The sequence below is a fragment of the Succinivibrio faecicola genome (genome assembly GCF_019448115.1).
In the GTDB taxonomy this organism is placed as follows: Bacteria; Pseudomonadota; Gammaproteobacteria; order Enterobacterales; family Succinivibrionaceae; genus Succinivibrio; species Succinivibrio faecicola.
In genome coordinates this window covers 18228-29880 of sequence record NZ_JAGFNY010000025.1, presented here as the reverse complement: position 1 = coordinate 29880, position 11653 = coordinate 18228, and the positions used below count along the sequence as shown (strand labels likewise).

At 34.1% G+C, this 11653-nt stretch carries 11 protein-coding genes and 1 tRNA gene; 1 reads left to right on the top strand and 11 read right to left on the bottom strand.

All coding sequences use genetic code 11. The features are described from left to right. The first annotated feature begins 431 nt into the window (after positions 1–431). Positions 432–1244, top strand: coding sequence for an HNH endonuclease (locus J5V48_RS07255; RefSeq protein ID WP_219937907.1), 813 nt, complete (start codon positions 432–434; stop codon positions 1242–1244). A gap of 391 nt (positions 1245–1635) precedes the next feature. On the opposite strand, the gene J5V48_RS07250 is transcribed toward J5V48_RS07255, so the two are convergent. The 11 genes from J5V48_RS07250 to mltG form a co-directional block, all read right to left on the bottom strand. Next, positions 1636–2466 (bottom strand): hypothetical protein, encoded by an 831-nt coding sequence (locus J5V48_RS07250; RefSeq protein ID WP_219937906.1) that lies wholly within the window; start codon positions 2464–2466, stop codon positions 1636–1638. A 4-nt stretch (positions 2467–2470) separates the two neighbouring features. Continuing rightward, on the bottom strand, positions 2471–2923 hold the full coding sequence (locus tag J5V48_RS07245) for a Panacea domain-containing protein (protein WP_219937905.1): 453 nt from the start codon (positions 2921–2923) through the stop codon (positions 2471–2473). Positions 2924–3375: 452 nt separating this feature from the next. Beyond that, entirely contained in the window at positions 3376–3798 is a 423-nt protein-coding gene (locus tag J5V48_RS07240) for a hypothetical protein (protein WP_219937904.1), read from the bottom strand. Continuing rightward, positions 3795–4640: a DUF6731 family protein gene (locus J5V48_RS07235; RefSeq protein WP_219937903.1), complete on the bottom strand. Its 846-nt coding sequence runs from the start codon at positions 4638–4640 to the stop codon at positions 3795–3797. Before J5V48_RS07235 ends, J5V48_RS07240 begins: the two co-directional genes overlap by 4 nt. A gap of 147 nt (positions 4641–4787) precedes the next feature. Beyond that, the gene (locus tag J5V48_RS07230) at positions 4788–5975 is read right to left on the bottom strand and encodes a tyrosine-type recombinase/integrase (protein ID WP_219937902.1); all 1188 of its coding nucleotides are present in this window, start codon (positions 5973–5975) and stop codon (positions 4788–4790) included. Between the two features lie 186 nt (positions 5976–6161). Then, positions 6162–6246, bottom strand: a tRNA-Leu gene (locus J5V48_RS07225). Positions 6247–6297: 51 nt separating this feature from the next. Further along, positions 6298–7365 (bottom strand): LPS export ABC transporter permease LptG, encoded by a 1068-nt coding sequence (lptG, locus tag J5V48_RS07220; protein ID WP_219937901.1) that lies wholly within the window; start codon positions 7363–7365, stop codon positions 6298–6300. A gap of 3 nt (positions 7366–7368) precedes the next feature. Then, the gene (lptF, locus tag J5V48_RS07215; RefSeq protein WP_219937900.1) at positions 7369–8493 is read right to left on the bottom strand and encodes an LPS export ABC transporter permease LptF; all 1125 of its coding nucleotides are present in this window, start codon (positions 8491–8493) and stop codon (positions 7369–7371) included. 2 nt (positions 8494–8495) lie between these two features. Beyond that, positions 8496–9611: a hypothetical protein gene (locus tag J5V48_RS07210; RefSeq protein ID WP_219937899.1), complete on the bottom strand. Its 1116-nt coding sequence runs from the start codon at positions 9609–9611 to the stop codon at positions 8496–8498. After that, the gene (tmk, locus tag J5V48_RS07205; protein ID WP_255557757.1) at positions 9604–10260 is read right to left on the bottom strand and encodes a dTMP kinase; all 657 of its coding nucleotides are present in this window, start codon (positions 10258–10260) and stop codon (positions 9604–9606) included. The genes J5V48_RS07210 and tmk overlap by 8 nt, the downstream gene beginning before the upstream one ends. 41 nt (positions 10261–10301) lie before the next feature. Continuing rightward, a complete protein-coding gene (gene mltG, locus J5V48_RS07200) occupies positions 10302–11630 on the bottom strand; it encodes an endolytic transglycosylase MltG (protein WP_219937898.1) in 1329 nt (442 codons plus the stop codon). Between the last annotated feature and the right edge of the window lie 23 nt (positions 11631–11653).

The following is an 11653-nucleotide window of genomic DNA, read 5'->3' as shown; positions in this document are numbered from 1 at the left end:
AACCTCCATTTCTGCCTTTTAAGTTAACTCCTTCATCATAACACACAAAAGCCTAATTTAAGCGTTACTAGATTAGGCTTTTACTGTTACTTGAATTTATAAAAAAGTATTTACTGTATCAAGATCTGGATTTGAGTGTTACTAGTTTTTGTTTTGGTTGTTACTCAATTAGATTTTTGGTGTTACTAGAATTTTAGAAAAGTTTTGTATGTCGCAAGAAAAAGAGGGCTGTTTGTATCAGCATTTGAGTTGCAATTGTTACTCTATTAAGAAGTTTTGTGTACCAAGAATTTAGTTTTTGATGTCACTCAAATGCTGTAAAAATCCACATGGTTATGACGTAAAAGTTAACGGCAATCTTTTAGGAGTTCAAATTGAGCACTCTAGGTAGGAAATGGACCCGAAAAGACAAAAAATGGACTGATGAAATTATGAATTTTGTTAAGTCTGTCTGCCCTTTGCGTGAACATGGTTTTAATTCCAGAAGAGAACTTGCTGAAGAAATTAACAGAAGATTTGATAGAGATTTTACTGAAAAGGCTCTTTGTTCTCATTGCTATGACAATGGAATTCAGCTTGGTCTTTGCTACAGTAATTCAGAAGTAGCACGCGGAGAGAAACATTGGAGACATAGACCGGTTGGATCATTTCAGATTAAGAAAGATTACGTAAGGATCAAGGTAGCAGAGCCTAATCACTGGATGCAGTATCAGCGTTATATCTGGGAACAGAATCATCCAGGACAGAGTGCTGAAGGTAAGACTGTTATCTTCATGGATGGTAATAAAAGAAACTTCGACATTTTTAATCTTGAATGCGTTGAACGCAGTGAACTGTCTGTCATGGCTGAATTAGGATGCACTGCAAAGAGTTCCAGAGAAGAAAGGGAGATGTACCTTTTAAGAGCAAGATTAATATGCGCTAAATCTAAGATGTTAGGACCAAAAGAAGCTGCCAAACGTCATAACAAAATGAATTATGAGAGAAGAAAAAATGATCCTGAAGTTAAGGTTAAAAGAGCTGCATATGCCAAACAGCGACTGGCAGAGATTATGGCAGATCCAGTAAGACATCAGGAATATCTTGAAAAACAGAGAGCGTACAGAGAGAAGAACAGAGAGCGAATAAACAAATGGGCCAATGAGCGCAGAGCTTATTTAAAAGAGAATGAACCGGATAAATATAAGGCAAAGCTCTTAAAAGAAAGAGCCAGGGCACAAGCAAGAAGGGAAAAGGAGAAATAAGAATGAACTACCATTCCACAGACGACAGAAGAACAGTATATTTTGATAATTATCGATGGCTATGTAAGGGATTTTATTTCAATCTTTGTTTTCTTTTTCACTTTGATAATGGCAAATACCGTTTTGCTGGCATAACAACAAAGAGTTTTATTAGACAGCATTTTATGGAATAACGTGAGGTGTAAAAATGCTTATATCTCTGTAAGTAAGTTAGAGAGATTTCTGCTGACTTATCCTAAAAAGTCAGTATAAATAGAAGGCTTATAAATCAAGGTCAAACTAGACGAAAACAAGTCCAGATAAAGATGAAGATGGAGATGCTGTATTAGTAATAGTTATTGACTCCTGGGATAATTAAAGTTTAATTTAAAAAGAAAGCCGTAGTTATTGGCTACGGCTTAGATATTGACTCTGAGTTGTTAGTGATAGAGCAGCTCACTGATGAAGTGAGCCGATTCTGTGACTGTGGTATTTCGTCACTAAAACTTACTAAGAAACAGCATACAGATACAATAATAAGCACTATGTTTAATGCCCAGATATGATCATGTTTAGTCTTAGGCTTTTCGGCTATATCACGGAGAAAATCAAATAAAAGAGCAAGGATATTTGTTATAAACAGCACTATTAGACAAGTTAAAGAATATAGTCTCCATGTCCCAATGTCATTCATATTTGAAAATATCGCAGATGAGATACCAATGCCAGCGGCAAATACAGTAACAATAGAAGCAAAAATACCTAAAATTGTTATCGCTTCGTTCTTTTGTGTTATTAAAACTCTTTTAATTTCTTTGTACTTTGATATAACTTCATTTGTATCGATATTAAACTTATCAAAATTTTCTTTTATCCTATTTATGTATCCTAGTCTGATTAATTCAAGTGAAACATGATCTTTTAATCTTATCAATCCAGAAAGACAATTTTCTGCTTCTGCTACAAGCTCTTTTGGTTTGTTCATTTTAGGATCTGTTGATTCTTCAACAATTCCAATAATAATATCAATATTGTTTAGAATATTAGTTAAATCATTTAACGAATTATTTGGATCCTTGCTAATTATAATTGCAGTTACAACACTGTAATTATGTCTCCATCCTTCTTTATATATTGACATTGCAGATTTAGTTAGAGCTTCTGCTTTGTCTCTAGTTTTAATAACTGATGAAGCTATTTCTTCAATAAATTTTTTAAATGGCTCTGACTGATCTTTTTTCATATATTTAATTTTCTAATAAATTAAAATTTTGAGCTTCAGCAATAATATCTTCATTCCGGATGATGGTTCTCCAACCTACATTATTAGCTTTTTCCCATGCTCCATTAGCTCTATGACTTAGGGCAACAAGTTCCCAAGGTTCTCTTCTTAAACATTCGTCAATTACTTGATCTATATAATTAGTGTTGGTAAATATCATGTCAGATTGAGCTGTATTTGCAATAACAGACTCAATAGGATATGCACCAAATAAACAGTATACAGAATAGACCTCGGGGATTACTGGTCCAAATCTCCATGCTTCAAAAATTGCTTTTGGCATGATCAGATTTCCGGTCCGTCTTATAGACTGTAATTGGATAAAATATAGTATTTTCTGTAACTGTAAATTAGATATAGGTTTACCCCTGTTTATACAATACTGTATAACATATGCGGCAAGTTTTAAAGGTTCCATTTGAATATCCACCTATGTAAACATTGCTTTTTAAAAGTTGATTTTTCTAGGTAAAAATTAAGATATATATACTAGTATATAAATTTTTGTTTATTCTACCGTAACAAAGGTAAAAATATTTACAAAAAAATAAAAAAAATAAAGTTTAGTTTATTTTTTTCATTAAAAAAATAAGCTCCAAAATTAACGATTTTTGGCGCTTAGCTATTCTTAAGCTCTAATCTTGGAGGTTAAGAGAGAGGCTGATACAGAGAAGGTGCAGGACGTCCTGTTGGAACCACAGGACATAACAAAGCACCAGAACTTAAGAAATTAGGGCGCATTGTTGTTGTCTGTACTGAAGATGAGATGAATCAGATTAAAGAGCTCGCAAAATCATCAGACAAAACGACAAGCCGATTTATTGTGGATACAATCTAAATAGGTGAGTTTAAGGCAGTAGAGATACTGCCTTATTTGTTAAGACACATGAGTTTTATAAATAAGAAACCAGTCAAGATGACAGCAGATAAAGCACCAAAGCAAATACTTAAGGCTATAAGCTTAACTGAGTCAACTGTTATTAATTTTGCAATTATAACTGCTACAATTGAAAGAACACAGCATCCAATAGCCTTATAGATCAGATTTAACAAATCTTGATAGGCTCCAGAAGTTTTTGCTGTAATAATAAAATCTTTATCCTGAATAGAGTAAAGAATGGAAATAGAAGTAGTTAGAAAGCCAGCAAAGATTGAAAATATGTTCAAAAAATCTGTTAAAGAACTTTCTATCTTTGTCATACAAAGCATATTTTTAAGCCAAAATAAAACAAATATTGTAATTACAAATACAATAGCACCTGCATGCTTTTCAAAAATTCTATACATAATCATAAATGACCTTTTAATATGTCTAAATTGTTATTTATCGCATTTTTAGCACTTGATATTAACAGTGAATTATCAATACTTCTTTTAATTACTTTGATTTCTTGTTTGTCTACCAACTTAAAATTAAGTAAATCTAATACAGTACTTTTATTTTCTTCGTCTTTGCCATATAAATTCAATGAACTGATTGCATCACTATTTGATGAGCTGAGATTTTTAATTTTGTTTATCAAGACATCAGCTAAACTATCCTTACTATTTATTCCCATTGAAAATGTAATATTTAATAAATTAGCACCGATATCTTCCTGTTTTGCAATTTTATCAAAAATACTGATGTTACTATCCTTTAAACAAGACAAATCTTTGGTACAATCGATTTTAATTTCGCACTTGGTAATCAGTTTCATTTTATATAACTGATCTAAGACGTCTTGTCTGATAATAAAACCTGTTTCAAACTTACTATCATCAATCTCAGTTCGTATAAAATTAAATATACCTGTAGATGTTATCGAATTTACATTTTTCTGAATTGCTACAATTTTTAATTTCTTATTAAAAATAAAAACAACTTTTTCACTTAAACCTTCATCATCTCTAAGTTCTATCGGAGAGCAAGATCCAGTATTTACATTAATTTTGTCTGGAATATTGTTCATTCTTACTTTTGTAAAAACAATAACTATCTCATTAGAGTTATTTTCATAAGTTACTATTCTTTTATCTTTTTGAGTAATATCTTTATTTAATAATCGAACTAAAATATCCTCAAAATTTAATGACGAATCTTTTGGTTGAGTTACTTTGAAAAATTCAAAAGTTAAATGTACATTTCTTTCCATACTTAATATAATGGCCCTGTAAACACATTTATCCTCATTGTTTCCATGACTAGACAACGAGGATTTTTTTTATTTTTTAAAGTATAGTACATTTTACTGACATCAGTAAAATGGAATTATTATTACTTTTATGTTAGCTTATTCAAACTAACTTTGCTTAGTTAATTCCTTTCTGATCTTCTCATGAGCCTCTGCTCTGCACTGATCGACATAATCACACCAATCCTGCATTAATGGTCTTCTCTTTTCCAGAAAGTCACTTCTCTGATAAGCTTTTCTAACCTGATTATCTGATGAATGGGCAAGACACATTTCAGCAACATCTTCTCTATACCCCTGCTCAGCTAACCAAGTAGCACCGATTGAACGTATGCCATGGGCAGTCTGAATACCACCTAGGCCGGCTTTTGAAAACATCAGTCTGACTGATTCACGGTTAATAGGTTCTCCTTTGTGTTTGGTATGGTCACTTACAAATACATAGTCATAAACCTGAGGCATACTCTGTAGCAAGATCTTCAATTGCTTTGACATTGGCACTTCATGAACTCTGCCTGTCTTCATTATCTCAGCTGGAAAGCGAATAACTTCATTATCGAAATCTATCCAATCCCATTTCATTTCAGCAATTTCACCTGGGCGCGATAAGGTATAAAACTGAGTTAACATTGCATTCCATACCACACCATAAACTCGCGGTTTACATTCAAGGGCATAGAAGAGTTCAGGCAGTTCTTTAGGAGTGACTGCAGCTAAATGTTCTGCCTGCTTACGTGGATAATTAACCTTGATATGAGTAAGGTCATGCATGTCTTCTAAACGGCCGGTATTCTGCACAAAGATAGCCATATCCTTAACATAATCACAAAGCTTGCGTAAGGTTTCGACCTGACCTTTATCTTCAAGAGGCTTCCAAGCGGTTATGAGGGCATAAGCTGTAAGGTCCTTTAGCTGAATATCACCAAAGATAGGAAGAATATGACGTTCAACGCGTAGCTTCATATATTCAAAGGAACGTGCAACAAGTTTCTTCTTATCATACCAATCATTAAAGGCTTCTCTAACTGTATAAGAAGCATTAGCGCTGATGTCTGGAATAACGGAAATAGTCTTAATCCATTCTTTCTTTGCTTGTCTGGCCATAGCAACAGAAACTGCTGGATAGTTGCCTAAACATTTATTAAGAGTCTTATTATTCTGTTTGGCTTTTGCATACCAAGTTGCAGTTCCAGTAGGTGCAATTCTTATAAACAGATTCTGTTCTACAGTATGATTGATCTTTTTAGCTGTATCTTTAGCCTTTTTTGCCAGGGCATTAAACTGAATAGGTGTCATATAATTAACCTCATTTTGGTCACTCCTAAAGTAAAAATACAATGGAGTGACTTAAGAGTGACTTATCTTTTATGATATGGTTAAGTTGGGATAAGTTGGGATAGGTTAATTATAAGTTAAAGCGTATCAGAATGCGAGTTTTAAATGATTTTGGGATAGGTTGGGATAGGTAAAATTTTATAGAAATGGTGCCTGGGGTGGGACTCGAACCCACACGTATTTCTACGGCGGATTTTGAATCCGCTGCGTCTACCAATTCCGCCACTCAGGCATCAAAAGCTAAAAAATTATAGCCTTACTACTTTGAATTGTAAAGTAATAACTACGATTTTCTACGTAAAAGATATACAGCTAATATTGCAAATACAACAGAAGCAAAAATTGCTCCAAAGAATGGAGGTATACCATAAACAAGGCTGAATGGAGCAACTATCTGATTTAGCACATAATATGCAAAACCAAGTGTTATACCAGCCAGAATTCTCGCTCCCATATTCATTGAACGCAGTGGACCAAAAATAGTTGAAAGTGCAAGAAGCATCATAACGAGCATAATAAAAGGAGAAATGATCTTACTGTAAAAGCTCAGGCGGTAGCGGCTAGAATCAACACCATTTGTTTCGATATATTTTATATAATCATAAAGTTGCAACACAGACATAGATTCTGACAGTTCACAAAGAATTGAAAGTCGCTTTTCTGTAACATTTAAAGGCCATTCTTCTTCATTCATGAAATAATTCTTTACTTCGTTATCATTCATCTCCTGAACAATAACATTTTTCATTTTCCATTTTCCGTCAACAAGCTCTCCGGAACTGGCTTTTCTAAACGACTTGAGCTGTCCTGAATAATCAAACTCATATCTGACTACACCGGCCATCTTTTTTCCATTGATAATTGCGGCTATTCCGTAAAAATTATTGTTTTCTTTTACCCATGCTCCTGCATTTGTAACAGAAATTCCAATAGTATTAGACATTTTGTCGAATTCTGATTCTGATTTCCTATCATAATAAGGAGCTAATGTCTCACCAATAAACACTACAACAAGAATAAAAGGCAACACTGATTTAACACAGGAAAGACCAATACTTAGCTTTGATAAGCCAATTGACTGAAGAATGATAATCTCACTATTACGGGCCATCAATCCAAGTCCGACAACACATCCAATAAGAATTGCAATCGGGAAGAATGTAACATATATAGATGGAAGCTTAAGACCTACATAATAGAGCACAAACAGAAAATCAATATTTCCTCTTCCAATGTATCGTAATCCATCAATCAACTGTATGAGAGCAGCAAACAGTGTAAGGCAAACTGAAACTAGGAGAATAGAAAGAATTACATTCTTTCCCACATATCTATCTAAAATGCTGTACATAGTCTAGTTTCCTTTTGATTCCTTATTATTAAACTTTTTTCTCTTCTTAAACTTGATTTTTGGAGACTCAAGATTCAACGGTATAGCAACAAGAATAATAAAAAGCAGAGGAACCAGGTACATTCCAGGATAAAGAGGAATCGTACCTGAATTGAGAAGATTTCTAAAAGAAAGTAATGCTAGATAATAGCAGACAAACAGAAGAATTGCAGGGCCTAATCTTGCAAATCTACCCTGTCTTGGATTAATCATTGATAAAGGAACTGCAATAAAAGCAAAAATAAAGCAGGCAAAAATAGGAGCAATGCGCCATTGCAGCTCAATTTTTGCTTTAATATTATTAGACTTTATTAAATCAGATGTTTGAATACCTTTGAAGTTAGACTCATCATATTCAATCTTTTCCTCTGTTGGAATAGGTATTTCTATAAGTCTGAACTGACTCTTTTCAAGACTGCCTGTTTTATAATCGTTTCTGTAAATAAAGCCTTTCTCAAGAACAAGCCACTGTTTTTTCTGATTGTCAATCTTCAAATAACCTTTGTTTGAACAAATAAATTCAGATATTTTGCCCTTATTCAGAGAATAAATACTCTTTACAACAAAAACTTGCTCTAAATTTTTATTGGCTGCATCAGAATCTACTTTCTGAATATAAATGGTGTAATCTCCAAAATTAGAAAATTTTCCACTTTCTATTGGTAGATAATTTGGATTTGATTTAGATGACTCAGACAATACCTTCTGCTCATAGGTTGCATGTGGCAGCAGATAAAGAGAGTTTACCGCTGTAAGTACAGCTGAAATCAGAGCAACAACAGAACAGATCTTCATGAAAGAATATCCAGACAGTCCTACTGATTTCATAACAACCATTTCACTGTCAGATGACATTCTTGACAGGGACACGATTATGCCAACATACAGTGTCATTGGAAGCAGAATATAGGCAAGATTTGGCATTGAATATAGAACAAGCTCTGATACAACCTTAACTGGTATTGAGCCTGATGCTGCCCTAGATAGGAGTTTAATTATTGTCTGACATAAGAATACGGCAAAAAGTACAAAGAAACATACAAACTGCACTTTTACAATATCTTTAAAAATATATTTTTGTAAAATCAATTCTAATTCCTGCCTGATAGTAGCAACTCAACAAAAGATCTCAAAACAGAGTTTGGAGCTCTTTGTGGAATACCTGTTTTTACAGGTTTCAGGTCCTCAACTGCATCTGAAGCTCTGAAAAGAACCTCTGCTCTGATTGAACCTAACGATGCTGCATTTACCTTTTTCATGAAAGGTAGGTTATCTATACTAATTCTTGCTTTATATTTTAACAGCTCAAGAATAAATTCCTTAAGGATCATGTATCTTTGCTGTTCCTGAGTTGATTCTAAAGCTTGTATAAGCTCGTTTTCAGACTTTTTTCCTGAGTAAACATCATCAATCAGAGAAATTATGCAAGAGCATTTTAAGTCAAGCCCCTGATTATACAGAGCAATTGCCTTGTACGGCGAATTATTTGCAAGAGTCAGAGCAATTTCTGCTCGCCCCTCATCATACTCATCCTTGTAATGGTACTGTAAAAATCTCTTAGCTTCATCACCTAAAACAGATTTTACCTGCATTTTCATTGCTCTTGACAGTATAGTTGCAGGGAGTTCATCAAAGCTCTTTGTTACAAGAACAATAAGTGTATCTGCAGGAGGTTCTTCAAATGTCTTTAAAAGTGCATTAGCCGATGATTCATTCAAAAGATGTGCATTTGATATTACTGCAACCTTACCATTTGCAAGTACAGATCCTTGCATGATCCAGTCACAGAATGACTTTACATCTTCAACTCTGATCTGACGAACGCCACCAGTTTGAAAAGTTTCAAGATGATTGAGATCATAATCCATGTCATTGATAAAATCTTCTATACTGTGAGTTACAGGCTCTACAGATGAGCTTTCATTATCCTCAGACTTTTCCTTTGAATTTGCTCCACTTGGAAGAAGAAAAAGCAGATCTGGATGAGTAGGGTTTTCTTCAGCCTGTAAAAGCTGACATGATTTACAGTTATTGCACTGCTCGTTTTCTATTCTGTCAGAACACAGATACAAAGATGCAATTTTTAAAACGAGTTTTGAAATACCCAAAGAGGGATCACCTGCAATAATAATTGAGTTTGCAGTATGATTCAGACTCAAGGACTGCTTAAACTGATTGTAATTATTTAAAAGCCAGCTTTCAAACATCTAGTCTTTCCTGAATGTTCTTTATAATCTGCTCACTAACTTCCTGAACACTAAGTGTTCCATCAACAACTGCAACTGTTTCTGGATGATTTTTTGCATAGTCATGATAGGCTTTATCTACGCGCTCAAAAAAATCAGCATTTGAAATTTCAAAACGATCAAGCTCGCCTCTGTTTCTTGCTCGAGCCATTCCTACTTTTGGAGGAACATCAATTAAAACTGTAAGATCAGGTCTAAAACTCTTAAGAACAACATTTCTGATGGCATTGATATCTTCCATATTCATCATTCTGCCTCCACCTTGGTAGGCTATAGTTGACAAATCATGGCGATCACACAGAATATCGAATCCTTCTTCCAATTTCGGCTTGATAAGAGTATTCACTAATTGAGCTCTTGCAGCGTACATCAAAAGAAGTTCAGCAGTATCACACATTCTGTCATCACTGCGAACAGATTTTAAAAGGTTTCTGATATCCTCTGCAATAGGTGTAGAACCAGGTTCTCTGATAGTAATGACTTTCCTTCCTTTTGACTCAAGGTATGATTTTGTTTTTTCTATCTGAGTTGATTTTCCAGCGCCTTCACCGCCTTCGAATGTTATAAAAAAACCTTTCATTGTGTTATTTTCACTTATAAAAATTGCCATATTCTTTCGAATACAGCATTGAATACTGTTAATAAATGTTTTTAAGAATTCTCTTTGTTTTTATTTTTACTCTTCTTGCTGTTAGATCCAGAAACGTCTTTTTTCAAAGATTCTTTTTTCTCAACAGAAGCATTATTCTTTTTTTCTACACTGATTACATCAGTTTTCTCTTCACTCTTGGCATTATCTTCTTCATTTTTTATTGAAGCAATCTGCTCGCCTACTGCTGATGCATTTGCCTCTTCTTCAGCAACTAGAAGCTCATCATTTTCATCAGCATTCTCATGCTGTGAAACAAGAAATTCTCTAATATTCTTTCTGTAGGCACTTACAGCTCTGTTATGAGCTCTAAGATTTGATGAGAAAGCGTGACCATCCTTAGGTGATGGGGATTTTGCAACAAAGAAAAGATAGTCTGTCTTTGATGGATGAAGCACCGCATAAATTGACTGCTCTCTTGGCATACAGATAGGAGTAGGAGGCAATCCTGATCTTGTATATGTATTATATGGAGTATCAGTTAATAGATGAACCTTTGAAAGACGACCTATAAAGATAGGATTTACACCATACATTACAGAAGGATCAGTCTGCAGGCGCATTCCTCTGTTTAAACGGTTGTAAAAAACTGAAGCAATGATCGGACGTTCATCATCAAGAAAGGTTTCTCTTTCAATTAAAGAAGCCATAATCAGAGCATCATAAGGAGTCTTGATAAACTCACTCTCTTCTCGATCATTCCAGTATTTTTTCAGGATCCTTGCCTGTCTTAACATTCCTTTTCTAAACATATGCATGTATGGATTTTTCTCATACATAGGATATGTAGCAGGAGAAATAAGACCTTCAAAGTTTTCTCTTGGACCACCGATAAATTCTAAGAGCTCAAGATCATCTGAAAAAATCTCAAGCATTAGTTTTCTAGGTTCTTTTATCAGCTTGAAAAATGTCTTATCCTCAGTTTTTCTTTTGGAAATACTGCGCATTATCTTTGCATAGTTGGTTCCCTCAATAATAGGGAAGGTTGGATAGATCTTCTGAACAACATTTCCCTGAACCATATCTTTTAAAAGATCTAAAAGAGACTTCTTACCATCAACAAGGTAGTCTCCTTTCTGAACAGCTGTATATTCAGTATGGAAATGAAGGTAAATTTTATTAATCTGTTTTGTTATTGGATTTGATGAAAAATCTTCAATTACCTTAGTAGCATTTTCACCGTATTTAAGTGAATAAACCTGCTTGTCAAAAATTGCAGGAGAGCTTTTAAAATCATTTATGGTCTTATATACCATTACAGCTGCGCAGAACGTAATAAGCACAAAAAGAGCCACACACGCTAACAGCAGTCTTTTATATTTAAATAACATAGACCTTCCTGTATATTTAGAGC